The sequence below is a fragment of the Pantoea stewartii genome (assembly GCF_011044475.1).
Taxonomy (GTDB): domain Bacteria; phylum Pseudomonadota; class Gammaproteobacteria; order Enterobacterales; family Enterobacteriaceae; genus Pantoea; species Pantoea stewartii.
Genome location: NZ_CP049115.1, coordinates 1,099,157 through 1,122,240 on the forward strand (window position 1 = coordinate 1,099,157; position 23,084 = coordinate 1,122,240).

At 53.3% G+C, this 23,084-nt stretch carries 33 protein-coding genes; all 33 read right to left on the bottom strand.

Features of this window, described 5'->3' with window-relative positions; genetic code table 11:
• Position 1 precedes the first annotated feature (1 nt).
• The 33 genes from G5574_RS05140 to G5574_RS05300 all read right to left on the bottom strand — a co-directional run bounded on the left by G5574_RS05140 (position 2) and on the right by G5574_RS05300 (position 23,083).
• A complete protein-coding gene (locus tag G5574_RS05140) occupies positions 2-1,171 on the bottom strand; it encodes a gp53-like domain-containing protein (RefSeq protein WP_164482171.1) in 1,170 nt (389 codons plus the stop codon).
• A complete protein-coding gene (locus tag G5574_RS05145) occupies positions 1,171-1,851 on the bottom strand; it encodes a baseplate wedge 1 family protein (RefSeq protein WP_164482172.1) in 681 nt (226 codons plus the stop codon). Before G5574_RS05145 ends, G5574_RS05140 begins: the two co-directional genes overlap by 1 nt.
• Positions 1,848-3,047: a baseplate J/gp47 family protein gene (locus tag G5574_RS05150; protein WP_164482173.1), complete on the bottom strand. Its 1,200-nt coding sequence runs from the start codon at positions 3,045-3,047 to the stop codon at positions 1,848-1,850. Before G5574_RS05150 ends, G5574_RS05145 begins: the two co-directional genes overlap by 4 nt.
• Positions 3,047-3,400, bottom strand: coding sequence for a contractile injection system sheath initiator (locus G5574_RS05155; protein ID WP_164482174.1), 354 nt, complete (start codon positions 3,398-3,400; stop codon positions 3,047-3,049). The genes G5574_RS05150 and G5574_RS05155 overlap by 1 nt, the downstream gene beginning before the upstream one ends.
• Positions 3,400-4,152 carry a Gp138 family membrane-puncturing spike protein gene (locus tag G5574_RS05160; RefSeq protein ID WP_164482175.1) on the bottom strand — a complete coding sequence of 251 codons (753 nt, stop codon included), beginning with the start codon at positions 4,150-4,152 and terminating at the stop codon, positions 3,400-3,402. The genes G5574_RS05155 and G5574_RS05160 overlap by 1 nt, the downstream gene beginning before the upstream one ends.
• 58 nt (positions 4,153-4,210) lie before the next feature.
• A complete protein-coding gene (locus G5574_RS05165) occupies positions 4,211-4,666 on the bottom strand; it encodes a type II toxin-antitoxin system YafO family toxin (protein WP_164482176.1) in 456 nt (151 codons plus the stop codon).
• Entirely contained in the window at positions 4,638-5,219 is a 582-nt protein-coding gene (locus G5574_RS05170; protein ID WP_164482177.1) for a hypothetical protein, read from the bottom strand. The genes G5574_RS05165 and G5574_RS05170 overlap by 29 nt, the downstream gene beginning before the upstream one ends.
• 54 nt (positions 5,220-5,273) lie before the next feature.
• Positions 5,274-5,603, bottom strand: a complete 330-nt coding sequence (locus G5574_RS05175; RefSeq protein WP_164483202.1) for a hypothetical protein — start codon at positions 5,601-5,603, stop codon at positions 5,274-5,276.
• Entirely contained in the window at positions 5,603-6,673 is a 1,071-nt protein-coding gene (locus G5574_RS05180; protein WP_164482178.1) for a hypothetical protein, read from the bottom strand. Before G5574_RS05180 ends, G5574_RS05175 begins: the two co-directional genes overlap by 1 nt.
• 2 nt (positions 6,674-6,675) lie before the next feature.
• The gene (locus G5574_RS05185; RefSeq protein WP_164482179.1) at positions 6,676-6,978 is read right to left on the bottom strand and encodes a phage baseplate plug family protein; all 303 of its coding nucleotides are present in this window, start codon (positions 6,976-6,978) and stop codon (positions 6,676-6,678) included.
• The gene (locus tag G5574_RS05190) at positions 6,978-7,586 is read right to left on the bottom strand and encodes a phage baseplate protein (RefSeq protein WP_164482180.1); all 609 of its coding nucleotides are present in this window, start codon (positions 7,584-7,586) and stop codon (positions 6,978-6,980) included. The genes G5574_RS05185 and G5574_RS05190 overlap by 1 nt, the downstream gene beginning before the upstream one ends.
• Positions 7,586-9,562 carry a transglycosylase SLT domain-containing protein gene (locus tag G5574_RS05195; protein WP_164482181.1) on the bottom strand — a complete coding sequence of 659 codons (1,977 nt, stop codon included), beginning with the start codon at positions 9,560-9,562 and terminating at the stop codon, positions 7,586-7,588. Before G5574_RS05195 ends, G5574_RS05190 begins: the two co-directional genes overlap by 1 nt.
• On the bottom strand, positions 9,552-9,710 hold the full coding sequence (locus G5574_RS05200) for a DUF6889 family protein (RefSeq protein ID WP_015700135.1): 159 nt from the start codon (positions 9,708-9,710) through the stop codon (positions 9,552-9,554). Before G5574_RS05200 ends, G5574_RS05195 begins: the two co-directional genes overlap by 11 nt.
• Before the next feature lie 29 nt (positions 9,711-9,739).
• Positions 9,740-10,216 (bottom strand): phage tail assembly chaperone, encoded by a 477-nt coding sequence (locus tag G5574_RS05205; protein ID WP_164482182.1) that lies wholly within the window; start codon positions 10,214-10,216, stop codon positions 9,740-9,742.
• A 2-nt stretch (positions 10,217-10,218) separates the two neighbouring features.
• Entirely contained in the window at positions 10,219-10,659 is a 441-nt protein-coding gene (locus tag G5574_RS05210) for a DUF3277 family protein (protein ID WP_164482183.1), read from the bottom strand.
• Between the two features lie 12 nt (positions 10,660-10,671).
• A complete protein-coding gene (locus G5574_RS05215; protein WP_164482184.1) occupies positions 10,672-11,820 on the bottom strand; it encodes a DUF3383 family protein in 1,149 nt (382 codons plus the stop codon).
• Between the two features lie 3 nt (positions 11,821-11,823).
• A complete protein-coding gene (locus tag G5574_RS05220) occupies positions 11,824-12,375 on the bottom strand; it encodes a phage neck terminator protein (RefSeq protein ID WP_164483203.1) in 552 nt (183 codons plus the stop codon).
• Positions 12,365-12,772: a head-tail adaptor gene (locus G5574_RS05225; protein WP_164482185.1), complete on the bottom strand. Its 408-nt coding sequence runs from the start codon at positions 12,770-12,772 to the stop codon at positions 12,365-12,367. The genes G5574_RS05220 and G5574_RS05225 overlap by 11 nt, the downstream gene beginning before the upstream one ends.
• Positions 12,772-13,275 carry a hypothetical protein gene (locus G5574_RS05230; RefSeq protein ID WP_164482186.1) on the bottom strand — a complete coding sequence of 168 codons (504 nt, stop codon included), beginning with the start codon at positions 13,273-13,275 and terminating at the stop codon, positions 12,772-12,774. Before G5574_RS05230 ends, G5574_RS05225 begins: the two co-directional genes overlap by 1 nt.
• Entirely contained in the window at positions 13,272-13,682 is a 411-nt protein-coding gene (locus G5574_RS05235; protein ID WP_164482187.1) for a DUF4054 domain-containing protein, read from the bottom strand. The genes G5574_RS05230 and G5574_RS05235 overlap by 4 nt, the downstream gene beginning before the upstream one ends.
• Entirely contained in the window at positions 13,654-14,100 is a 447-nt protein-coding gene (locus G5574_RS05240; RefSeq protein WP_164482188.1) for an STY1053 family phage-associated protein, read from the bottom strand. Before G5574_RS05240 ends, G5574_RS05235 begins: the two co-directional genes overlap by 29 nt.
• A 3-nt stretch (positions 14,101-14,103) precedes the next feature.
• Complete coding sequence (locus G5574_RS05245) at positions 14,104-15,051, bottom strand: DUF2184 domain-containing protein (RefSeq protein WP_164482189.1); 948 nt, start codon at positions 15,049-15,051, stop codon at positions 14,104-14,106.
• Between the two features lie 10 nt (positions 15,052-15,061).
• Positions 15,062-15,565 carry a structural cement protein Gp24 gene (locus tag G5574_RS05250; RefSeq protein WP_164482190.1) on the bottom strand — a complete coding sequence of 168 codons (504 nt, stop codon included), beginning with the start codon at positions 15,563-15,565 and terminating at the stop codon, positions 15,062-15,064.
• A gap of 9 nt (positions 15,566-15,574) precedes the next feature.
• Complete coding sequence (locus G5574_RS05255) at positions 15,575-16,849, bottom strand: DUF2213 domain-containing protein (protein ID WP_164482191.1); 1,275 nt, start codon at positions 16,847-16,849, stop codon at positions 15,575-15,577.
• A 37-nt stretch (positions 16,850-16,886) separates the two neighbouring features.
• Positions 16,887-17,057 carry a hypothetical protein gene (locus tag G5574_RS05260; RefSeq protein WP_164482192.1) on the bottom strand — a complete coding sequence of 57 codons (171 nt, stop codon included), beginning with the start codon at positions 17,055-17,057 and terminating at the stop codon, positions 16,887-16,889.
• A complete protein-coding gene (locus tag G5574_RS05265) occupies positions 17,054-17,602 on the bottom strand; it encodes a phage head morphogenesis protein (RefSeq protein WP_164483204.1) in 549 nt (182 codons plus the stop codon). The genes G5574_RS05260 and G5574_RS05265 overlap by 4 nt, the downstream gene beginning before the upstream one ends.
• Positions 17,603-17,663: 61 nt before the next feature.
• Entirely contained in the window at positions 17,664-19,133 is a 1,470-nt protein-coding gene (locus tag G5574_RS05270) for a DUF1073 domain-containing protein (protein WP_164482193.1), read from the bottom strand.
• 216 nt (positions 19,134-19,349) lie between these two features.
• On the bottom strand, positions 19,350-20,768 hold the full coding sequence (locus G5574_RS05275; RefSeq protein WP_164482194.1) for a PBSX family phage terminase large subunit: 1,419 nt from the start codon (positions 20,766-20,768) through the stop codon (positions 19,350-19,352).
• On the bottom strand, positions 20,722-21,216 hold the full coding sequence (locus G5574_RS05280) for a hypothetical protein (protein WP_164483205.1): 495 nt from the start codon (positions 21,214-21,216) through the stop codon (positions 20,722-20,724). The genes G5574_RS05275 and G5574_RS05280 overlap by 47 nt, the downstream gene beginning before the upstream one ends.
• Positions 21,217-21,551: 335 nt before the next feature.
• Positions 21,552-21,731: a hypothetical protein gene (locus tag G5574_RS05285; protein WP_164482195.1), complete on the bottom strand. Its 180-nt coding sequence runs from the start codon at positions 21,729-21,731 to the stop codon at positions 21,552-21,554.
• Positions 21,732-21,784: 53 nt separating this feature from the next.
• Positions 21,785-22,042, bottom strand: coding sequence for a hypothetical protein (locus G5574_RS05290; RefSeq protein WP_164482196.1), 258 nt, complete (start codon positions 22,040-22,042; stop codon positions 21,785-21,787).
• Between the two features lie 4 nt (positions 22,043-22,046).
• Positions 22,047-22,547, bottom strand: coding sequence for a lysis protein (locus G5574_RS05295; RefSeq protein WP_164482197.1), 501 nt, complete (start codon positions 22,545-22,547; stop codon positions 22,047-22,049).
• Positions 22,544-23,083 (bottom strand): lysozyme, encoded by a 540-nt coding sequence (locus G5574_RS05300; RefSeq protein ID WP_164482198.1) that lies wholly within the window; start codon positions 23,081-23,083, stop codon positions 22,544-22,546. Before G5574_RS05300 ends, G5574_RS05295 begins: the two co-directional genes overlap by 4 nt.
• Position 23,084: the final 1 nt, after the last annotated feature.

Consider the following 23,084-nt stretch of genomic DNA (forward strand, 5'->3'; position numbering starts at 1 on the left):
ATCATTCCCCTATGGCGAAGATATAAACGGTTGTGGCGACGCGAACCTTGCTGCCGTCATACGCTGAAACCAGGCATGAGCTGGCGTTATAAATCGCTGCTGACGCCCAGTTAGGCACATTCACATCGACAGGAGAGGCAACAATCATATTTGCACCGGACATGAACGGGATGGGGAAACTTACCTGAACAGCCGCTGACGTACTTGTGGTGACCTGGAACCACTGCAGGATTTTCCCGCCCGGCAATTTCTGCCACCCACTTCCTTTGGTAAATGAATTCATGTCCGGGATCTGATTCGGACCAGAACCCACAGTATAAGTGGAGGCATTACCCAGACCGAGGTTATTCCTTGCATCCGCAGCCGTTGTCGAGCCAGTCCCCCCACTTGCTACCGGAACCGTGGTCATTGTTGCGACGGGACCCAGCCCGAGATTAGTCCTCGCGGCGTCGGCTGTTGTTGCTCCTGTGCCGCCGTTTGCGACAGGTGCTGTATCCTGGACTGAAAGCGCTTTCAGTCCGAGGTTAGTCCTCGCATCTGCCGGGTTTACCGCGCCCGTGCCGCCCCTGTCCACTGGCAGGGGGATAGTCTTGCCTGTTGAATCCTGAGCGCCCCACGTCCCGCTGTTGGCCATAACAAGCGAATAATTGTTATTGGGCGACAGCATGTAGTTATAAGCGCCCGCAGACTGATCATTGGTCGACGAGAAACCCTGTAAGTTAAGATTTTTACGGGCATCAGATGCGTTTTTCGCGCCGGTACCGCCATTACCCAGCGCCAACGGAATAATACCGGTATCGGTATTCCATGCGCCCCAGCCATTGTTATTTACCAGAACGTAGCTTTTCTTGTCCGGTGAACGGATATGCGTTTCATCGGGTGTCTGCTCATATCTGTCGATCCCCAGAGCAGGTATAAGAGCGGTGACGAAATTAGATAACAGCGTGGCAATGTCGCCATTGTCTTTTGCGTCCAGCCCGGCAGCAGCAATAATCTGTCCTACCATTGCAGCCACTGTTGTGGACTGCCTCAGCGCCTTGTTGATTTGTGCTGAGGAAGCTTTGCCCGACTGAAAACCCGTCTGGAGTGCAGGGAGATTTTCATAGTCACCCTGCGATGTGACGTTCGCACTTGCGTCCGTTGCGAAAGCTTTAAAATTGTTCACTGACATCAGAGTTTCGTCTCCCATGCGCCGCTGTCAAAGCCCGATATGAACCCGTTTTCCATATCGAAACCAAAAAATGTACTTCCCTCAGACGGTGTGATGACCGAGGGGATTTGAATACTTCCGGCAAATACGCCCGCTGCTTTTACTGTCAGATAGCCCTGACGGATGGCCGCAATGAGTTCTCTCGACACCAGGCTGATATCCTTTTCAGGAAACACCCAAAGCCCGACTGTCATGTCCTGGCCGTCTACGATCTGCATCGTCAGGCCGGAACCGGCCAGCGCGTTATCCAGAATTCCTTTTAACGAACCGTTGGTGCCGTCCCAGTTGTTAATAGCGATTTTGGCTTTGAGGATAATCCGGTAGGTTTCATCACTGAGACGGGTATAGCCGCTGTCCGGATCATACGGCCCCTGCCAGACACCCTGATCCCAGCCCAGACCATCCGTATCAAAGGAGAAATAAACCCCTGAAATAGGTATGGCCACCGTGCGGCTCCGGCCTATCCATTCCCCGAGGGTGTCCAGCTGAACGCCCACGGCCTGGTCGATATCAAAGGCCGTCAGGAGCCCGTCCATGGCACTGCCGGTATCCGTGAGGGGGCGTGTGGACAAATCGACATGCTGTGTAAAAAGAGGCTTAGTCCGGTGATAATTCGTTATCAGGTCGGTGTATCTGCTCATGACGCCACCGTAACTGTGATGTTGTCCACTGAACAGGTCACAGCCTCGTTAAACGCCGTCACGATATTGGCCGGTGCGACCGTTGCCGCAGAACGCCCGATCTGCAGGCTGTTGATGTCGTAATACCGGCTCTCGCCCCCGCTCACCACGCCAAGGTTTGCCGGTGAGTAAACCCGGCTCAGCAACAGATCATCGCCGATATCCAGCGAGTTAACGTAATCCGCAATCGCCTTTTTGATGTCATTTCCGACCTGAGTTGTATAGCCCTGAAACACCTTAAGCGTGATAGCCACAAACACGGGTACCGGGGATGACCTTGAAAAACTGATGGTGTGCGGATTTCCCCATTTGTCCTGCACAGAAACGGCAGTAGAACCGAACGTGGCAACGCCCTGCCCCTTTTTGCCCTGAATAACCTGAGCAATGGCGTTAACGTCTCCACCGTCCACAATTGCCGCAACGGAGTGCGCAGGCAGCCCGTTTGCGTCCTGGCTTCCGGTGTCGTTTTCATAGAGTTTGTGACGTGTCACGCCGGTGATGTTTGCGATCGCCCCGTCCAGCGCCGCAAAAGGCGTCAGAGACGGAAGCGCAACACTCTGCCGCTGACGGATGCGAAGTTCTGAGTCCGTTTCTGCTGCACTGCCCACCGTCGCCGCTGATGCATTGGTTACACTCGTCCAGCCGCGCGTGGGCGTGTTAATTTTACTGACCGAGCCCGCCACAGCAGCGACAGCGCCCGACACCGCGCAGGTGGAAGTGGCGATCACGGTACCGCCCGGGCCGATGGTCACGCTGGCAGGCAGGTTCCAGATAATGCCGTTGGTGTCCTTAACTGAACCGTTGGTAATCGTGGTACCCGCCGCACCGCTCAGCGTCAGGTCAGCGGTTGAGTTCGTTGCCGCACGGCGAGTGATACCGTTAATTTTAACGTTACGTGAAAGCGCGTCGGTCATACCTGTTGACGGCGAAAACGAGTTGTAAACCGCAATGGCGGTGTTGTTGGCGTCATGAATGGCCAGCGCCACCAGTGCCACCATCTGACCGTCTTTACTGTCCGGATCCAGATAGGCATCGGTACCGTAAATCTGCTGAAAGTAGCCGGTGATGGTGGTGAGGATGGTCTGATAAGCAGGCGCACTGATGCCCTGGGCGGTTACCGTTGCCGATAGCCCCAGCGTGTCTAGGTTGAGAGCCATTAAGCCTCGCTTGTAACGGTGGTCGTCCCGTAGATAGTGTCAATCGTCGCGGTGAAGATTACCCGGCGACTGGCGGTGTTAAGGCTGGTATCGAAAGAGATGAGGGATTTAACACCCTGTGTCTCAAGGATGCGCTGGCGTATAGCTAAGTTGTAAGTTTCAGGTTTTTGCTTACCGAGCACCGACTGAATCCATGGCGTTCCCGCCGTAGTATCAAGAAACCACTGACCGTACCAGAGCAGGAAGCGCGTTTTTACAGCCTGCGCTACCGCCTCGGGTGAATTAATCAGCCAGGTGTCATCGCCACGGCCAAACGTATAGTCGCCGTCGTTGTCTTCGCGTCGGTACCGCATCAGTTTACCCCGCCTGTACTGTCATTCCCCTGTTGAACGCCCTTGTGCGTGTGACCATCGCTGATGTCTTTTCCGTTCGAAGAAAGCGTGCCGAAAAACTGGATAGCGCCTGTAATTTTCGCCGCTGTGCCTGCTGCAATACTGCCCACCATGCCGCCTGCCCACGTTAACAAACCAGAAATCGTTACTGCCTGGCTGAATGTGGCCAGCGGCGTCGTAACGTTAAAGCCGCCCGGTGCCACAACATTGACGCCCTTGCTGTTTGGGTCAAGTTCGATATAAGCAGAACCATCATCAGTGCGCATCTGTAGGGTTGTAGTGCTGATGCCGGATATTTTTTGAGCCTGTGACTGTGGGCCAACGAAAGCAAACGCATCGGATAAATCATGCTGGCGAGGATCGACAGGCTCCTGAACGCCGCCATTCTGCCACCAGAAATCGATACACCGGTCTGCAAAAACTACCGTACACTCATCGCCAGCTTTAACCGGGAACGTGATTGTGCAGCCACCACCGCGCGGAAAATACACCGGCACATCAGTGAGTAGCGGGTAATCATGCGTAGACTCAATTCCGTCACTGTCCCTCTTGATATATCGAATGGCAGGCTGTACCACCACCGTGACCGTATCGGGATCAAATGACTGAACAATCCCTGGCAATGCCACACGCAGTTGATTGTTGATCACGCTGCGCTCAGTTTTCAGAACCTCTGAGAGCTCACCGCTGCGTGTCTGGCTGGATACGGTCATTTGCTTTTCTCCGGGCATAAAAAAACCCGCCGAAGCGGGTCATATTAGAGTTCATTTTTCAATAGTACGTTAACTGCTTCAACTGGTTATCGTTAAGGTCATGAAAACACTTCTCAGCAATTTTAATGAGATCAGGTAATAAGCCGTCAATTCTCTCATGCGCATCAGGCGTGATAATCGCCAGAATTTGATATTTCTCGTTATAATCCCAGTGTCTGACATAAACCAGATAATCATTGCTTGTTCTTTTTACCTGGGAAAGGTTAGTTGGCCAGTAACCACTCCCGGGTATCTTTATGTGAATTTTCAAAATGCCAGACTGAGTAGCGTTAGTATTTCTTTCAAAGCCACCGTTTTTACCAAGACGGCCAGATACAGATGCACCGTTGAGATAGGCTGAAAGCTCTCTGGCATAACCCTGTACTGTTGAGTTATTAGCAAGGGAAGGATGGATGCAGACCTGTGAAACCATGCCGCTTAGCAATTTATAGCCATCCGCTGCTCTGACCTTCAAGCAGTTTTTTTGATGCTAAAACAGCGGAGGCAAATTCCTGCGTATCACCTTCCACCGTGCTTTCTACTGTGGGTACAGGGTTTGTGTACTGCTCTACAATAAGGGCAATATTAAGATATGCATTCCTCAGATTAGACATTCCTCTGACAGCCTGCTTACGCTTTTCTTGCACAATGGACAGATAGGGTTTCCAAGAGGGGGCGTCTTCAACTATTGAGAAAACATTTTTCAGGTTTTCTATCTGCAAAGAAATAAGTTCTGCTTTCTTTTTCAGTTCATCGGGAAATGAAAGCTGAAAAAGCAGTCCACTGGTTTCTGGGTCTTCAAGACCGCCGATAATTTCTGCACATTCAGCTAATTTTCTTTCGACAAGAGCAATCGAAACGGAAACGCGATCAAGCGCAAATTTTATCTGATCAGGATTAGCAGGCGCGGAGGTCTTGACCAGCATGCTGTTTGCAGCAGCCAGTGGAGAGACTATCTGTTGAGCGGCACGAGACACAGAAATAATATCTGTGGCCTGAATCGCTAATGCCTCAATACCTGTAATCATGACTTTATCCTGCTTAAATTTCTTGTCGGATCCATTATGACTCTGTTTCAGGTCCTAGTCAGCCACTTTCACGCACGGGAACGAGCCGATCACGCGCGGTGCGTCCATACTGGCTTGCAGTAGCTGGACGTTGAGCCATGCTTTGCCGTCTCGCTTGATGAACTGGAAGCCGTAATTGTTGCCGTCGCTGGCAGGCATCAGGCCCATGTCCATCTTCATATTGGCGTAATCGCCTTTTTTACCGAGAAAAGTGATTTTCTGTGATGTAACTGTTTCACCATTAATTACGGTCATGCCATTACCAGTCATGCGGAACTCGCCACACTGTATTGCTGCTACGCTTGAAAATGAAGCAACTGACAAAACAATGGCAATTAGTTTCATCACAAACCTTTCTCCCTCGAAGATTGACTAACAAGATCAGCGGCCCCACGCGCCTCACACATTAAATCCATGTACCACGCCTGACCTCGGGTATCGCCAGTGTACATAATAGCGACAACTTTATAAACGCCGTCTGTTGCGATACTGGCAGGATTTGAAATAGTTCCACTTGTTGTCGTGTTACCGTTGGTGGTCTGGTCGGTAATCCTTCCCGGTGACATGCTGATGTCGCTGCCCGGCAATGCGGCGCGGTTGATCACCACATCGCCCTGATTCAGCCTTATCAGGCCATTAACCCGGATGTTGGGATTGATGAGGCTGCGCACGTTGATGCCGTTACCGATAGTCTGCTGCGGCATACCGATAAGCCCGGTATCGCTGTTCAGCTCAATGGCCTCATGCACCACTTCATTATCGCCCACCATTTCCATTTTGCCGTCAACGAACATCCAGGTTGCGGTACACTGCTGCGCCACGTTGTCCATCAGGTCGCGCGTCATGCCAAACAGCACGCGGCCACGCGGGAAAACAGTGGGCGGCATTGCCGGTAAGTTGCCCTGCTCCGCGCCTTTGGCCGCAAAATCTTTCATCAGCGCTTTCTGTACATCCGCCGTGGTGTACCCCGCCGCCAGCGTCATGCTGGTGATGCTGGTCGAATACGCCTGGTGCGCATCGACTGCCTGAATGAGTACGAAAGAATCAACCGGGTTTTCTTTGCCCGTCAGCGAATAGCGGATTTCGCCATCGAAGATCACGCCGTAGTTACGTCCGTCCTGCTGGCCCACCTTGTTGGCATCGACAGACCGCGCCACGCCAATCTGATCCGCACTGACTTCCGGCGCTATACCGTCATAACCAGCAATCGCCCGGACGCGGGAGAATTCCTCACCCATGATGCGCTGCACGGTATCCGGCGCAAGGTTATAAATGCGAAATGTTCCGACGCGCGTCTGGCTGCTAAGGTTGAACCAGTCGATATTAAACGTCACCTTGAAGTCGCCCAGGTCAATGCCCCTGCCGTCCTTGTCCACCACCTGCAGTTCAAAATGACGCATCCAGTTCTGTGACATGTCTACTCCGTAATAATGTAAAGGTGGCTGCGGGTACCGAGATCGGTTTCTGTCGGGTAGTCCTGACCGGGTGCGTCACAGACCACAAGCAGTGAAAATCCCAGACCGAGGTGATTAAACGGCTCCATCAGGTCCGTGCCGGTGACCAGCGGTATTCCCGATATAATGGCTGCCCCTGTGCCGTCTGAGATATCCAGCACCCAGCAGATATCGCGCCACAAAACGCGAAATGAATAACTGCTCCCTTTTACCGCCATGCTGAACTGCTGATTGTCCGGCGAAAGCAAAATTTCACTGAGTGCCATCACTGGATCCCTATCAGATTACCGGCTGAGGTACCTTTCAGCCCGTCAAGCGCACCCGATGATTTGAGGATCGACACGTTGACAGGCTGGGGAGTTTTCGAGCCGGTATTGGTTACGGCGGACGTGGATGCGCCCGCTTTCATGTCCGACTTATCCGCCACCTGGATACTCTGCGTGCTGGTGATGATGATTTCTCGAAGGGTTAGCGTGGCAGACAGCACGTTTTCGGTAAAACGGTCGGTGGTGACTTCCAGATTCTGCAACAGCATATTGCTGTACAGCCGCTTGCCGGTTATGACGTCAAACGGCATCCGGTCAGACTGCAGCTTAAGCAGTTGTTCGTACACTTCACGCGGGCTGATCCCGAGCAACGATGTGGACGTCAGGTTACTGGCAAAGTCCAGCAACGAACCACCACCGGCGAAACCCACCTGCATCACCACCTCAGACGGTCGCTTGTATGCGTGGTCAGAAACGGACGCGCCCACCTCAACAGGATGCTCGGTTATCTCCAGGCGATCGCTGTGTTTTTCAGACACCACGACGCTGGGAACGATAATGCCGATTTTGCGCGACTGGAGCCGGAACAGCGTAGAAAGGATATCCATCAGCCAGCCCCCACTTTATTTTTACCAATATTTATCGCTTTCTCATTCACTGATCGGCCTACCTGATCGCCAATCTCGCGAGCGTTGCCACCATAAATGTTATAGGTGTTCTGCTGATTAACGGTGTGGCCACCACCCGGCATATTGCTGAGCACGCGGGGAACGTAGTTGCGCGTTTCCTGCGGCATCAGCGCCATGCCATATTTCTGGACGTTGCCCAGCCCCCAGTTATAGGAAGCAAGCGCTTTGGTCAGGTCACCGCCGTTGGCTTTCAGCAACTGTGAAAGGTACTTTGCTGCCGCCTGTGCGGCCTTCATCGGGTCGAACGCTTCACCACGGGCCAGCCCCATATCGCGGCCGGTACCCGGCATCAGCTGAAAAAGCCCCTGCGCACCGGCACCGGAAACGGCGTTGGGATTACCGGAGGATTCGGCTATTGCCACACTGCGCAGCAAACCTTCCGGCAGCCGGTAAAGCTGTTCCAGCCTTTGCATCGCCGGTTGCATCCAGCCCAGCAGCGCGGCACCGTCTTTTGTCGGCTGCGGACGTTTGCCGTCACCGAACCAGCTTTTTACCGTCTGGCCGATGCTGCGCGGGTCAAAGCCGGTTTTGTCTTTGAACCAGTCGGCGGCATTGTTTGCGCTCGACGAAACGACAGGCATCGCATCGGGATTTTCTTTGCCCTGGTGCAGTATCTGACTGCCAATGCGTGCGGCATCAGACCAGCGGCCCTCGTTAATGGCGCTGAGCAGGTCGCCAATCATCGACAGCATTTTACCGAACTCGCCAAACTGCTTTGTCAGGCTGGCAATGTCACTTTTCAGCGTCCAGTTTTTAAGGTCGATGTTGAGCAGGCGCGCAACCTGATCGCCCGCATCCCTGAGCGACGATTTCAGTTCTTTGATGGCTTTCAGGGCAGCGTCAACATCCGGCTGCCACTTTTTCCAGTCGATAAGGCTTTTTCCGCCTTCCTTCCAGACTTTGTAATCGTCATACAGGGCAAAGATAGCCAGGCCTAACGCGGTGACGATCCCCACCGGCGACGTCAGAAATGCAGAATTCAGTATCCGCCAGGCAACCACCAGCCCGCCGAAAATCTCAATTAGCTGGCGCGTGCTCTTGTCCAGCGTGTTCCACCAGTCGCGGATGTCGCCCGCCGCCTCGATGAGCCGAAAAACCACCTTTCCGATGGTGTCAGCCAGCCAGAGGATGAGTTTTATCCCGCCCGTCAGCGCCGCTTCGATTTTGGGAAAGTTATCGATCACCTGCTTGCGCAGGCTGTCGATGGATCCCGCCAGACCGCCCGCAAGATTTGAGCCGATTTTGTCCCGCGCCATGCCCGCCATTTCACCAAACGACCGCAAAGAGGTCATAAAGCGGTTAGAGCTCACGGCGGCCGCATCGGCGTTATAGCCAATGGCCTTTGCCATCTGGGTATACTGTGCAGAGAACTGGCCCACACCACGGCGCATTGCCATCAGCGTGTTTTCATCAATGCCCAGCATCTGCGCGTACTGGTTAGCGCGGTAATACGGCATATTGCGCAGCTTATCGCCGACACCCGTAAAAATGCTGGCCATGTCGCGCATGTTGCCGCTGGCGTCCCGCGTCTGCACGCCCAGGCGGTTGAGAAAGCCCTCAGCGCCGGGATTGTTGCGCATGAAATGGGCGAGGCTTTCCAGCGATGACCGCGCCCCATCAACGGTACCGCCCATCTGTGACACGGCAAAACCTATCTGCTGGATGCCCGCCACCGTTGCCCCGGTGCGCTGCGACATCCAGTAGAGGTTATCTAAGCCGCTGGCGATTTTCGCCGTAAACGCCACCACCGACAGCGCCGCCGCCTCGACCGCCGCACCCAGCTTTACCGCCTGCAGCGTGGTGGCCGCTATCGTGGCATCAAACTTTTTCGCGCCGGACTCGTCCACCTGAAAGCCCAGGGAGATTAAAAAATCCTTGATAACATCAGCGTTCATTCGCGGCTCTCCAGCGGGCTATGCGGGCTTCATTGTCTTCTTCAAGTCCCAGATAATCAGCACCCTCGGCAATACGGCATAAATCGACGGCGCCCGATTCAAGGTCTTTGAAGTCGATCCGGAAAGCCTTTGCCACCTTCCAGATCATTTCGGTACCGTCCGGCAACGTGTCGAGCGTCAGCCCTGTGGCTGCTGGCCCTCCGTCCCTTTCTCTGGGGGTGCGGGCAAAAAATTTCCCAGGCTGTCGCCCACCACGCGACCGACAATCTGCAGCATGCTGAACAGGTCAATATCGTCGAATGCAAGATCGTTGCCCTGCGCAACCGGTACCCAGCGGTCTTTACCGTGAGCACGCTGTACCACAGCCAGGCACGGAAAGATGATCGCGTTGGTGTCTTCTTCACTCAGCATCGCGAGTTTGTCCGCCACCACTGGCAGCAGCTTTTCAAATACCGGGGCATAGCGGGTAAAATCACTCGCCTTTTCTGTGTCTGCGCTCTGCACCGGCTCAGATTTGGGCAACAGAGCCTGAATGCTGCCGAACTCTGCCAGCAAGCTGGCCAACAACGGCAGCAGCTTGCGTGACACTTTCAGCTGGTCGAACACACTCAGCTTGTGGGCGCTGTAGCGGATGCCTTTAATTTCAAACTGCATGATCAGAACTCCCCTAAAATTTCGTCGATTTTGCCCGCATCAAATACCCAGGATACGTTGCCGGCCACTTTGGGATTGTTCCAGTCAGGCTGTTTCTGGAACGCACAGGCACGGGCGGTAACGATGTCGCCGGATGCACTGTTGCGCAGTACGATGACGTTATTGCCCCATAGTGCAGAAGACTGCGACTGTGCGTTATACATCAGAGACAACTTCTTGTTTACGGGTGACGTTTTCTGCAGGTTGACCGTTACAGTACCGCTTTTACCCGCGTGCAGGCTGTGCATGATCTCGCCGTCAGCCCCCACCGTCATGGTGTTTTTGGCCTCGGTCATAGTGACCACGATCCCCTCGTCAGAGTTTGCAGAACCGTAACCAAGGTCAATTACACCTGTCGGCCCCGTCAGAGAGGCCGAAATATCCATAAAACTGTATGCACTCATTGATTATTTTCCTCAGCGCACTACGTTGATCTGAACATCGCCATAATGAATGGCGCCCGCCAGCTTACAGGCCACCTGTACAGGCGGTGCTTTACGCTTTCCACGGTCGGCCTGTGCCTGTTGGGCCATCGGCTGAATGTAGGCGTAATAGCCTTTAGTCAGCGTATCGCCGGATGACAGTTCGCCGAGCGGGCCACCAGTCCAGACGCCGGGCGCAATCAGGCCATTGGTTACCGCCTGGTCCATCGAATCTTCAACGTTTGCGAGCAGACGGGTACCGCCAGCATCGGTCTGCGGGATTTTGGTCAGGGAGGTGTAAAGCAGGTTGAAATAATTGGTCTGAACATAATTCTGTAACCAGTCCAGGCCGTGGCGCTCGTCAAAGAAATCGCCGTTTGCCATAACACCCTGCTGCAGGATGGCAGTGTCGTTGGCGTAATACACATAAACGTTGCCGTTAATGGCGTCGATGGCGGCGGCCTGGGGGCTTGTCAGTACCTCGTAAGTGATGCCCGGCTCCTGCTTAAATTTCAGTGTAATGGTGGTGTTAAAGCCGTTGAAATTGACAGTAAACGCCCGGCCAAACGCTGAAACAGCCGCGTATTTGCTGGTGGAACTGTACTGCCAGAACGTCCGGCCAAAACTGCCCGCTTTCAGTTTGTAGCCGATATTCGACGTATCACCCGTAACGAGCACCTTCGGATCGGATGTTGAAACCGCCAGAATACGGCTGACGCTTGCGCCCTGCACCGCAGCGGCCACAGTCAGCAAATCAGCATCCTGCAGATTCGCGCTGTCAGCAATTGCCAGGCCATACCAGTTGTTAAACTGCAATGCAGCGTTGACGGCCTGCAGCATGCTTTCGGCTGGTCCCGCCTCGGAGGATTTAAGGGTTTTAGCCCAGCGACCGATATAAACCTGCGTTGGCGCGGGCGACTGTGAGAAATAGACCAGCGCCGCCTGATACTCCGGGCTGTCAGTACCAAAATCGGCACCGATATCAGAGGAAGACGTATAAAGGCGGATTCGCTCGGACACAGGGATAACCGGTGATGTGCCGAGAATAAGCAGCGATCCAAAGTTGCGCCCTGTTGCCGCCGTAGGCGACAGCAGCACATCAACGCTGACCACATTTGATACAGGTAACCCCTGCTGTGTCATGAGTTAGTCTCCGGTAGAGATAGTTACGTTGCCATCAGTGAGAGATTTCACGTTGAAGGTACGAATGTTTTTGCGGGACAACGTGACGGTAAGATCGTACCGGCGCACCCACTGATTATTGATAAGCTCGGGAAGGTTATAGAGGTTGCCTGCCTCAATCAGAGACAGGCCGGCATTCGCTTTAAGCGTGGCCGCGTTTTGATCTAAAAAAATGCCCTCCCGGAATGTTGCTGCAAGTGCTGCGCCTGCTGGCCCGTAAAAGCAGCAGATGACCGTTACCAGTTCCCACGTCCACTGCTCGCTTTGTTCGCCACCAGTCTGCACGTTGGCCGGTGTTCCGGGGCGCGGCATAGTGGTAATGCCGAACGCGCACCATGTCGTGCCGTTTTTGGGGATTGGAGGCTGGGGATCTGTCCAGCGTGGAAGTACCAGTTTCACATCGATACCAGTCACGCCAACAATCCAGCGACTGACCTGCTTTTCCAGGTCTTTATCGTATTGCGGCAACTGGCCAACAGGCGTCAGATACCCCGGCGCGGTGCTGTCATTGCTCAACGGGCGCGCCTCCGTCAAAATCCACCAGTTCACAGTGCGCCTGTACAAATCCGGCGCCATAACTGGTGTAGGGATCTACAAAGGTGACACGGTAATCCCGCCCGTTGTAAGTCACGATATCGGCATCCAGACGAGGCGATTCTGCTGTTTCCGCCTGCCCCTGAGTCAAACGGAACTGCGTCACAATGAGGATTGCACCGTTAATGTTCTGTCCTGCGGCCATACGTCTGGCCTCAAGTGAACGATCAACAGTCACCACGCCCGAAAACGGCAAATCCTGTGACGTGTTTACGGGGAAATTGTCAGCGTCAGCAGTCTGAATCTGGCGATGGCAGACCAGCGAGAAATCCACGAAATCCGGATCAAGCAGCACATCTGACATATCGAGAAAAGGCATTATTTTTTCCTCACAACATAAGTGATGGAATTCAGCAGGAAACCATGTGCATAGAGAGGCTTGTCGCCGCCAATGCCTTCCTCACGTCGCCGCTGCAGCGTTTTTTCTGATAAGGGATGAAGACGATCGCCAGAACCAATCACGGCCTTCGCACCGTCGCGCGCTATCTGCCCGGCACTTTCCAGTTCCAGCAGTGCTGAGTCTTCATTACCTTCCAGGGTTAATATCGCTGCGGCTTTAAGATGGGCTGTTGTCCGGGGCTTCGTGTCTTCTATGCCCATATCCAGAAAAGGCCGGGGTGGCAGCGTGACGGTATGGCCATCAATTTCCACTGTCGCGCCCGTTGAATGGAGATAGCCCAGCTCAGCGTTGTTCAGAGGTGAATCGTCCCGCGCTGCATTTGCTGCTGGAATCCCCACCAGCACATCAGTACCTGTGAGTTTTTTCAGCGAGGAAAGCAGCCCGGCTGCCTTATCAGCCCGCACCGTCAGCCCGCTTTTCATAGCAACTGCCTGCCGCCCATGCCGAACATGGACCACCAGTAATAGAATTCACGCCCGTAGGCAGTGTTATTCCAGAACCCGGCATCAGCATCAATGATTCCTGAAACGTCATAGCTTGCGCTGACTTTATCGACCGATTTCGATGTCATTACGCCGCCACCTGCCGTATTTACGCCGCCCCCGGCAGCAGCAGCGGCCAGCGCCCGCCCACGCAGTTCGGTGTAATGCGCCGTGAATAACTCGACGAGATAGACGAACTGATCCCCCATCACATCCTGATTCAGCAGGCTGTCAGCCTGTCCGAGATAAAAATTTATGGATGCAGGAGGGTAGCGCGCTTCGTTGGCAAATTCCGGGAAGTCATTACGAAACTGTTCGCTACTCGGAAGCCGGCTGTTTTTTGCCATTATTTTTCGCTCCATCAGGTGAGCCGGAATTGTCGCCATTATCAGAGGGAACATTTTCAGGATTTACGGCGGCGGCCAGTTGCGCATTCAGGGTGCTGACTTCACCTTCAAGGCTGGCGATCGTCTTATCTTTTTCGGTGATCTGCGCTGTCAGGGTGCTGACTTCACCTTCAAGCGCAGTAATGCGGGCGGCAAGGTCACCGCTATCGCTGTCAGCGTCTAAATCCGCTTCATCAACTGGCCTGGCATAGGAAGAAAATGCCCAGTGCTTTTTCACGTCATCACTGAACGATTTGCTGTCGTGAATACCTTTTTCCAGGGTGAAGGTTGAACCACCTGCAAGGCTCAGCGTCGCAGCAGAAGCAACGATATATTTCATGGGGAAAACTCCAGAAAAAAAGGCGGGTTGCCCCGCCACGGATCACGACACAGGGACGTCGAGATAAGAGATGGTATTGGAATATGGTGCTTCCACCTGGCCCAGCTTTCCGTAATAAACGGTCAACTGGTGGAGGCTGCGGTACTCCAGCGGGGTATTCAGGAGCGGCACCATCGGGAAACGCACATATTTCTCATCCTGGGTATAAGCCACGATGCGATGCGCGCCACCAATGCCACGCTTTGAAGCCCATTTCATGGAAACGATCTCAAGGGGTTCGCCGTTCTCCTGAAACGCAATGGTGTTAATTTTGACGTATTCGAGCACAGAGATATTGCCCGCCTGCGAAACCTTTTTGGATGCCAGCAGGCCGAAAAGCTCTGGCGCCAGACCGATTTTTGCCGGGCATACCGCATAGCCGGAACGCACCCAGGCATCGGTAAGAACCAGATTGATATCCTGCACGATGATGTCCGGATCGGTTGTCGCGGTCCATGAACCTGCTGCAGCCAGCGGAACGATATTCGGCAGATTCAGAAGGCCGGAAACGCCCAGCTCGCTGTCACCGATGTAAACCTGCTCATCGGTATCCATGTTCCACTTAAGCTTCATGCCTTCATACTTCTGGGTATCAATCGGACGCCCCAGCTTCTGCGCGGAGGCAAGCTCCAGTACCGTCCAGCTAACTTCCTGCGCCCACGGGGTCAGGTTGTTACGGGTTGGTGTGATATCCAGATTGATATCCGGAATAGCGGTTCCCTTCTTACCCAGCCAGTTTTTACCTGATGGATTAGGACCACCTACGCTTGAAAAATCGGTATTGGTGAAGGAAGACACTTCATCAGCGATGGAAATATCACTGCGAAGCGGCATGTCACGTGTCCATTTGACGGAAACCAGTGGCATGTTCAGATTTTGATCCATGCGCTCCAGTTCGCCGACAACAAACGCGCCTGTAGAGTCGATGGTCGCTCTGTCAACTGTAAACATTCACTGTTCCTCAGATGTTGTAGGAAATTTCGATACGGCCATCAGCCGAACCCGGCCCCATAACCTGAGCATTTGTCAGGCGCGGGGTATTTGATGCCGTTGAGTCCGGCGAAAGCACGAACGTCCCGACAGGGCTGGCGGTCGAGCCACCCGCCACGCGGACATATACCGGATCGCCTTTTTTGGCGGCTGTAGCGCTGCCCGACGTCGCCACAACGCAGATATATCCACGCTTGAGGTTGTCAGCCACCTGATTGACGTTAACGCCCAGATAGGCAAGGTCAGCCGCTGATGTGATCGGGAAAGGACGAACAAAAATGCCCTGCACCTTATCAACGGTGTCGCCCGATTCCAGCGGGACAAACAGGTTATTAACGTACTTACCGGGCAGTCCGTAAGCAGAAAACGACTTCTGTAAGTTCAGGGTGACCGGTTCAATGGTCAGGTCACGGGCGCGCGTCACACCCCCGGCAATGCCCAGGGGCATCCGCGTTGTATAAGCATTTCCAGCCATGGGATTACCTTATTTGCGTTTGTTCCAGAATTCCTGATTAAGCTGGTTCAGCTGTGCAGGCGTCATGTTTTTGGTGCGGTGCTGACTGTCGCCCGTCTGGACGGTTTTACTCAGCGGTTGGAGGTGATTGCGGGCCTTGTTCAGTTCTACAGCAGCACTGAAAACCGCATCCACAGTGGCTTTAGGCGCTTTGGTGAAATCCTGAATGCCAAAGGATTTCAGATAGGCGCTGTCACCTGTGCGCATGGCATGGGTCAGAACCTGACGCTTAAGCCCCTTATCACTTACCGGCTGGAAGCCGGGGCAGATGATTTCCGCATCTGCAATGATGTTGCGCTTAAAGGCAGCATCACCAGTAACCTTGCGGTCCTCTTCTTCGTCCTCATCGGTGGTATCTTTTTTACCATCGGGATCGGAATCAGTGGTTTTGCCTTCCAGGGCATCAAGGCGGCTGATGATGGCTTTAGCCCAGGGAGGCATGTCATCATCTGTCGTTTGGCGATTTTCCTCTTCTGGCTTGTCGTCTACCGTGGTGCGGTTTTCAGTCGGTAGTGATGTTGCCTGCGAAGGAATGTTGATGTTAATGGTTGAACCGGGGACCGAAGCCAGGCCATCAGATGGCATATCCGGCGCTTCATCGATGAGTTTGCTCAGCGCATCTTCATCTTTCGTTTTAATGGCCTGAGCCACTTTTTTAAGCCATGACATTACAGGCTTCTCCTTTCTGAGTAATGGGATGGAATCCCCGATTGCACAACGGTTACCCGCCCGACCTCTGTCTATACCGACAGCCAGGTGATTACCTGTGATTTGGTACTGCTTGCCTTTGCCCGGTGCCAGTTGCTTGTACTGAGCGTCATAGCCGCAACTGACATCGGTAAGCCCGGCGTTTATCGCGTCAATGGCTTCCTGTCGCTTCACCAGCACATCGGCAATCAGAAGATCTGCTTTGTCGCTTGCACCGCGCCGGACGTTTTGAATATGGCCGTGAGCCAGTTCGGAATAATTGGAGGGATTAACGAAAACGATATTGCCGTTGTCGTCTTCCGGATGGCCCAGCGTGACAGCCACACCCTCAAAACTCGCCATTGTTTCCGGGGAAAAAACCTCATCTTCATTGCGCCAGACCGTTACAGTGCCATCCGGCCCCGCTTCAAGGTCGATTTCCTCTGGCAAATAAATTTGGGTTCCTGTCCGGGCTATGGGGACGTCTTTGCATAACAAAGAACCATCGGCCTGGAGAAAGCGTGTTTCGCCCAGGCGGGTAGTAAAAAAATATTTCATGGGTGACCTGCTGAATGGCGGCCAATAAAAAAGGCCGCTAATCAGCGACCTTGTGATTTTTCTTCTTTGGAGTGCCGTAGCGTGAGCGCATTTCCTTACAGCTCATAAATGCAGATTCGGCGCCAGCAGATGCCACCAGCATGGCAAGAGGCAATCCCAGACTGACGATGATAATGAGGGCATGGAAAATCCAGATAAACACTGTCATCGCCGCGGCTCCGGTATCTGCACTTCTTTCCAGCACTTGCAGTTCGGCAGGCAGCCAGCATGGCCGGTCATTCCGTCCAGAGTCGGCGGGTTGTCCCAGCGCACAAACACATCTTTCATCCTGCGATGAGAGGGCCGCGTGCCAGCCCCCCTGATGCGCCACCAATAGCCTTCCGAGCCCACCGCCCGGGCGCGGGCCTCTGTAAGCGCCCCCGTTGCCCTGCCAATTTCAGTACGTGCAATGAGTTTCGCGCGGCTTGCGGCGACGTCGCCGGACTGCATGATCATTTCATACAGCTGATCCGGACGCTCACCGTTGATTACCGCTTCCATGGCGCGCGCCTGAATCTCCCGCACTCTGTCTGCAGCTTCTATGGGAAGGGATTTCATCAACTGGATCTGGCGGTAAACAATATCCTGTGCCACATGGCCCACTGGCGTGTTGCCGACGACATCACGCAAACCCTGAGAGATTTCCTCAGAAACGCTGCGCCACTGCTTCCATTCTTCCTCTTCCACCTGGCTGAACATGCGGCGCCCGACCATTTCGGCCCATTCATCAATAATCTGTGAATAGTCGAGCAGCCCTTTTACTACTGTGTCTGCACTATCCGCTGAACCATCGTACGAACCAGTTACTATTTCGTTTATTCGGGAAGCCATCGCCGACAGGCTTTGACTGTAAATCTTCTCTGAATGACGGCGGAGGGCCATTTTCAGATTCAGACTCCTCCAGCTCTTTTTTCGCATCATCAATATCCTGGTCAGTCAGAGAACCACCAATGCCAATCACTTCGGAGAGATTGCGAAGATCGCTTAACGCGGCGTGCGAAGGCATGCCAATGTCACGCACTGCGGTAGCCAGAGCCGTCGCAACGTTGCTGGCCATTGTCGCGCGGTCTGTGTCTGACATTTCCCACAGTTTATTGAATTCAAATGTGAAGTCGTCTGGCAAAGGCTCGCCGAAAAGTGATCGCCAGGTAATATCCATCAGCCAGCGAATATGACGGCGCAGGCGTCGCTCCTGCTGCGAGTTGATACGGCTGTAGTAGTTTTCAAGGTCACCATCACCGGTACTGAATCCGGCAGGAGACTGGCCGAACAGCCTCACCAGCGGTATGCCCGTTGCGCCTGAAACCTGTTCCGCAAACCTCAAAATGACATCAGCCACGCCAGCAAACGAGTAACTGTGTGTGGCGAATTCGTCATTTTTGTCCATGAGAGTCATCCCCTCAATGGTCTGAAACTCGCGGATCATATCCATGTGTTTCATCAACGCAGCCAGTTGCGGGCTGTCGTCAGGCAACGCAAGCACCTTACGCAGGTTGTCAATGCTGTACGTTCTGAGGTGCGCTTTATGGATAAGCTGAGTGGTACCGACCGTTGCCGTGTCGAACGCCTGTATGCGCTCGAAAATACGCTCTACAACGGACATGCCCCAGCCGTTTTCGGAAACTGACTGCTGGAATGGCAGTGAATCACCCTCAAGCCGGATGACGCGGCTGTGATGGATTTTCCAGGGGGGGATGCCCTTCTGATTGACGACAACCTTATAAAATTTTGGCTTACCGAATTCAGGGCCGTAGTCAGTAACGAGATTGACGTAAGAAGGCGTGACCATCCAGCGATCAAGCGATAACACGCCTTTGAATTGCCCCTCTTTGATGCGGTCCAGCTTAAGCGGGGTGGACATGTCCTGACCATCAATCAGCACTACCAGCAGTGCGCCACCATAAAGACGCGACCACTTGATTGTGTCGTTGAGCCCGTCCCAGATGGCAGCCGAATCCCAGAAATCATCTACCTTCCCTTTGAACCCTGGCTCAAGCCGTGACGATATGGTCACGCCCTTACGGGTCATATCATCGGCAACCGCATCCACCGCCGCACCGACAAGAAATGATGACCGGTAGGCAAATTCCAGCTCTACCCTGTTTCGGGTCAGGTAGCCCGGGATATAGGTGCTGCCACTTTGAATGTTCTGTGTTGAGTTACCCAGTTTGGCCTGAAAATTGTTATACCCGTCCGCAGTCGCAACGGGCTGTTTAGCGCCGGTACGGCGTTTGTTACGGGACATAGGGCCTCACACTTAATTTGGGGGAATCAGGCGGTATTTAACATAATGGTTGTTATCCGCCCTGCGAAAATGCCCTGTGATGACTTATCACCGTCAAAGGTTCATTTCCGGATGTTTTCTCGGGAAGAACAGAGAAAAACGAGTGAATAAAAGGTGCATAAAACACGGTGGATTTTGCATAGCAAATTTTTACGCTGAGCGGCCTGTTTTCGGCACTTATTGCTGACCCAGCGCGCCCCAGATATCCAGTGCGGAATCTGTCGGGGCAAATGCCATAATGAACGCGTCAGCAATGTTGGGTGACGGAACATCACGCTTAGCCAGGTCTTTTTTGGACTCCACCATAACGCGACCGTTTTTATCAAAATCACGGTGCGGTGTGGTGAGCTCAAGTTTCAGCTTTTCCAGCAGCGGGCAGGATGAATCAATGCTGATCAGGTCATCAACGCTGAATGTCTCGCCCGGCACGCCCTCTTTCGCAGCCTTCACGGCGTTGTAGGTGTTACGAAAGCGATCAGCTACCAGCCACCACGTCTGTGCTTTGAGATTGGCGAAAAAATCCTTATTGGGGATCTCGTTGTACTCATCATCGGGTTCATGCACACCTGCGCCAGCGTTAAATCGCTGATAATTAATTCCCCTGGCATCAGGATTTCCACGCTTTCTTTCGATATTGATTTCTGAGAATTTCGCTCCGGCTGATGCGCCTACGCCGATGGAGTCATAAACAATATCGGCATCACGTTCCAGCGCGGTCTGATAGGTACGCAGACAGCTTTTTAACAGCTCATCCTCTTTGGCCTTCCACTCATCAGCCCAGTAAATCACTGAGCCGTGCCGATAGACGTTCGCGCACTTATCTGCCCCACTATCGGCGACGTCAAAACCAATACGCTTACGGCCATCTGGATCGAAACCCAGCACCTTGTGTGCGTCAATGGCCGCCTCAATCCATGACAACTTGATAATCGCCGCATCATCATCCGACTCTGGCACACCCAGATAAACATGCTCAAACCCTTCCGGATCACGACGCTTAGCGGCATCAATGACCTTAAGCATGGTGTCGGAAAGAAAGGGGTTTTCGTCAAAATTGATTTTGCGAATCAGGGTATCTTCTGGCGGATCCACAACAAAATTGCGCCAGACGAAATCTGTCACCAGACCAGGGTTAAAGATAAACCAGCATTCAGAGCCGCTTTTACGGATGGTTGGCTCCAGTATCTTCCACTGGTATTCCGTCAGCGCATGGGCCTCTTCCAGCCAAAGAACGCTGATACCTTCCAGAGATTTGATCTCTTCGATATTTCGCCATAGCCCGTAAAAAACAAATTCAGAACCGGTGACACGGTTGATGATTTTGTTATTCAGGATGCGGAACCGATGGCGAAGCCCAAAACGGTCTATCTGAATTTTCAGAAGCGTATATACTGATTCCTCGATTTTGTTCTGAATCTGGCGGGCGCAGCAGAAACGGAGGTTGTAACTGTTTGCCAGGAATATCGCAAAGCCGGCAGCATCCCAAGACTTAGAAGACGAACGGCCGCCAAACAGCACTTTATTACGGGCCTGTGTGGTCCAGAAATCTCTAAGAACCGGATTGAGCGTTGGTCTGGATATCTGAGTAGAAGTCATTGAGATCACGCTCTCCGTTGCCGTCATCAATACCGGCATCACGGCGCAACCTGTCTGCCTCAAGGCTGACTTTATCGGTAGCGGCCACGCGGTAATCGGTGTCGGCGTAAATTTTACCAACTGAGGCAAGCGTGCCTGTTATGGACTCAATGCGCACGGTATTGCGCATCATGGCTTTGTCTGCAGCGCTGATATTTTCGTTTAGCAACTTCCGCTTTTTCTCGTCTGTCACATCTTCGAGTTGCGTCTGCCATCGGCCAATATTTTCAGCCGCTATCAGGTTATTGGCACGTAACCGAAAAAGCTCATCTTCCAGCGTCAGCGCGTGGGCATCTTCGATAACGTCATCTTTGAGAAGCAGGCGGCGCGAATAGCCACCATGTTTAAGCGCCTTCTGATTACCGGGCGAAAAAGGATTAACAGGCGGTGAATTGCGCGTGCCACGAATCGGTTTCGTATTTTGCGCACTCGCACTTTCACTCTCTGCGCAATCATCAGGATGCGCCTTGTCATCACTGGCTTTGTCACCCTTTTTGGATTGCGCAGTGCGCAGTTTTTTTTGCGCAGAATTTTGCGCAGTTTGCGCACCAACCTTTTTTATGTAGCGACGCGCAGATGAATAATTCAGTCCCTGCGCTTCGCACCAGTCTTTGGGGGAAATACCGGTTTTGGCATGCTCGGACAGGAACCGCTGTTGGAGGCTCCCCCAGTCCGGTTTTGCCATGGTTATACACCTGTTCTTTAAACATCATCAGGCGCACTCGCAAATGCGCCTTGTGATGCTTATGCCAGCTTTTTAGCCAGCGCTACCACATCGTCGAATAGCGCTTCGACGTCATGGCCAGCCACCTTAAGCAGCTCTTTCACCTTTGCCAGAATTGCATCGGTGTTTTCGGTCGATGCAATGACTGGAGCCGGTACAGCGGTAGTCAGGGTGCTATCTTCAATTACTTCATCGGGCATCTTTACTTCCTCTCTCATAGGTAGTTCCCTGTTCATCTGCAACAGGGCATCGGTTAAATCTTTTTTGGCGCTTCACTCTGCGCCTCCTGCGGCTGAGCGATGGCCTGCTCATCCAGTTTGCTTTTCAGTTCGTCAATCTGAGCCTGAAACCGCTGCTCTACATCGCGCCAGCCGTCTCGAATGGCTGATGATTCGGCCTCTGCCTTCTGCGGGCTGTTCTTCCAGCGGAACAGACCCACCAGCCAGCCAGCAGCGAAACCAGTGACGAGCGCAATCAGCGCCCACGTAATGAGTGCGGTAGTGGTATACATGGATTTATTTACCTTTTGAGGGTATGGGAGTTAAGCAGACCTGACGCACATAGTCCTGTAGGCCGGTCAGTTGCTTTGTGACGGTTTCGATTCGCTCTCTGAGGGTGAAATAATCCCGTTGAGCGGCGTCTGTAAGTCGGGGGCTGCCATCATCATCCAGGCGGGTGGCGGAGGATTTACCGGACACTGGCCGATTACATTTGGCTGAGACGCGCAGGCGCTTAGCCCCAGAATCGACATCCCTACGCAGATCGCTAATGGTTTTTTGCGCATCGGCTAGATCCTTCGTGTATTTGGCATCAATGGAAGCAACCGAAAGCTGGCGTCGCGTCATTTCATCAATCACTGTCTGCCGGTTATCGGCAAGTGATTTTTGTGTATCCCTCTGATTTTTATATCGTACAGCGTTATCACGATAATGGCCCAGGGCCAGCAATAAGGCGGCTATCAGAACCACCAGCAGAAACGCCAGTACAAATCGCCAGTTACTAATCAGCCATATCATTGATCCAGCCCCCAGCAGGTAAGTTCTGATTCCTGGTCACGGCGAATAACCTGCCCGTAGCAGCCGTTAGAGCGAATGCGGCAATCTTTTCCGCCGTCGAATATCCAGCGCTTGATTTCAGCGCATGCGCCTTTGCGGTCACCGCTGTTTAACTTGCGAAAGAATGTCGAGGGCAGGCATTTGCCGGGGCCGATGTTCCATGGACAGAATGACGCTATGCCAACCTTCTGTGGCGCTGTCAGCGGTACATGCACGTTTTTATCAACCCAGGCTAACGCTTTGGCCTGTTCTGCCCTGTCAATGTCGCGGCACTGCTCAGCGGTAAGGTGCATGCCCTTTACTACCAGCTTGCCATTGACGCGCGTCACGCCGCCGCAGATTGTCCATATGCCGCCGTTATCAGCGTACGCTATGAGACGTGCACCCTCTTTTTCCTGCTGAAACTGGTCCATCAGAACAGGAGCAGATGCACCACCAGCGATAAGAGCCAGCATTGCAGCGCTAAGACTCTTTTTAAGCCTGGATGACATCGCCATG

Excerpts from the sequence above, each read along its gene's own strand:
- G5574_RS05270 (WP_164482193.1), bottom strand. The coding sequence starts at position 19,133 with ATGTCCCGTAACAAACGCCGTACCGGCGCTAAACAGCCCGTTGCGACT.
- G5574_RS05235 (WP_164482187.1), bottom strand. The coding sequence starts at position 13,682 with ATGGCAAAAAACAGCCGGCTTCCGAGTAGCGAACAGTTTCGTAATGAC.
- G5574_RS05180 (WP_164482178.1), bottom strand. The coding sequence starts at position 6,673 with ATGTCACAGAACTGGATGCGTCATTTTGAACTGCAGGTGGTGGACAAG.
- G5574_RS05285 (WP_164482195.1), bottom strand. The coding sequence starts at position 21,731 with ATGCCCGATGAAGTAATTGAAGATAGCACCCTGACTACCGCTGTACCG.
- G5574_RS05205 (WP_164482182.1), bottom strand. The coding sequence starts at position 10,216 with ATGCAGTTTGAAATTAAAGGCATCCGCTACAGCGCCCACAAGCTGAGT.
- G5574_RS05185 (WP_164482179.1), bottom strand. The coding sequence starts at position 6,978 with ATGGCACTCAGTGAAATTTTGCTTTCGCCGGACAATCAGCAGTTCAGC.
- G5574_RS05215 (WP_164482184.1), bottom strand. The coding sequence starts at position 11,820 with ATGACACAGCAGGGGTTACCTGTATCAAATGTGGTCAGCGTTGATGTG.
- G5574_RS05245 (WP_164482189.1), bottom strand. The coding sequence starts at position 15,051 with ATGTTTACAGTTGACAGAGCGACCATCGACTCTACAGGCGCGTTTGTT.
- G5574_RS05290 (WP_164482196.1), bottom strand. The coding sequence starts at position 22,042 with ATGTATACCACTACCGCACTCATTACGTGGGCGCTGATTGCGCTCGTC.
- G5574_RS05170 (WP_164482177.1), bottom strand. The coding sequence starts at position 5,219 with ATGATTACAGGTATTGAGGCATTAGCGATTCAGGCCACAGATATTATT.
- G5574_RS05140 (WP_164482171.1), bottom strand. The coding sequence starts at position 1,171 with ATGTCAGTGAACAATTTTAAAGCTTTCGCAACGGACGCAAGTGCGAAC.
- G5574_RS05190 (WP_164482180.1), bottom strand. The coding sequence starts at position 7,586 with ATGGATATCCTTTCTACGCTGTTCCGGCTCCAGTCGCGCAAAATCGGC.
- G5574_RS05260 (WP_164482192.1), bottom strand. The coding sequence starts at position 17,057 with ATGACAGTGTTTATCTGGATTTTCCATGCCCTCATTATCATCGTCAGT.
- G5574_RS05295 (WP_164482197.1), bottom strand. The coding sequence starts at position 22,547 with ATGATATGGCTGATTAGTAACTGGCGATTTGTACTGGCGTTTCTGCTG.
- G5574_RS05275 (WP_164482194.1), bottom strand. The coding sequence starts at position 20,768 with ATGACTTCTACTCAGATATCCAGACCAACGCTCAATCCGGTTCTTAGA.
- G5574_RS05155 (WP_164482174.1), bottom strand. The coding sequence starts at position 3,400 with ATGCGGTACCGACGCGAAGACAACGACGGCGACTATACGTTTGGCCGT.
- G5574_RS05265 (WP_164483204.1), bottom strand. The coding sequence starts at position 17,602 with ATGGTCGGGCGCCGCATGTTCAGCCAGGTGGAAGAGGAAGAATGGAAG.
- G5574_RS05300 (WP_164482198.1), bottom strand. The coding sequence starts at position 23,083 with ATGGCGATGTCATCCAGGCTTAAAAAGAGTCTTAGCGCTGCAATGCTG.
- G5574_RS05150 (WP_164482173.1), bottom strand. The coding sequence starts at position 3,047 with ATGGCTCTCAACCTAGACACGCTGGGGCTATCGGCAACGGTAACCGCC.
- G5574_RS05255 (WP_164482191.1), bottom strand. The coding sequence starts at position 16,849 with ATGAAATATTTTTTTACTACCCGCCTGGGCGAAACACGCTTTCTCCAG.
- G5574_RS05250 (WP_164482190.1), bottom strand. The coding sequence starts at position 15,565 with ATGGCTGGAAATGCTTATACAACGCGGATGCCCCTGGGCATTGCCGGG.
- G5574_RS05160 (WP_164482175.1), bottom strand. The coding sequence starts at position 4,152 with ATGACCGTATCCAGCCAGACACGCAGCGGTGAGCTCTCAGAGGTTCTG.
- G5574_RS05225 (WP_164482185.1), bottom strand. The coding sequence starts at position 12,772 with ATGCCTTTTCTCGATATGTCAGATGTGCTGCTTGATCCGGATTTCGTG.
- G5574_RS05195 (WP_164482181.1), bottom strand. The coding sequence starts at position 9,562 with ATGAACGCTGATGTTATCAAGGATTTTTTAATCTCCCTGGGCTTTCAG.
- G5574_RS05200 (WP_015700135.1), bottom strand. The coding sequence starts at position 9,710 with ATGATCTGGAAGGTGGCAAAGGCTTTCCGGATCGACTTCAAAGACCTT.
- G5574_RS05175 (WP_164483202.1), bottom strand. The coding sequence starts at position 5,603 with ATGAAACTAATTGCCATTGTTTTGTCAGTTGCTTCATTTTCAAGCGTA.
- G5574_RS05145 (WP_164482172.1), bottom strand. The coding sequence starts at position 1,851 with ATGAGCAGATACACCGACCTGATAACGAATTATCACCGGACTAAGCCT.
- G5574_RS05230 (WP_164482186.1), bottom strand. The coding sequence starts at position 13,275 with ATGAAAAGCGGGCTGACGGTGCGGGCTGATAAGGCAGCCGGGCTGCTT.
- G5574_RS05210 (WP_164482183.1), bottom strand. The coding sequence starts at position 10,659 with ATGAGTGCATACAGTTTTATGGATATTTCGGCCTCTCTGACGGGGCCG.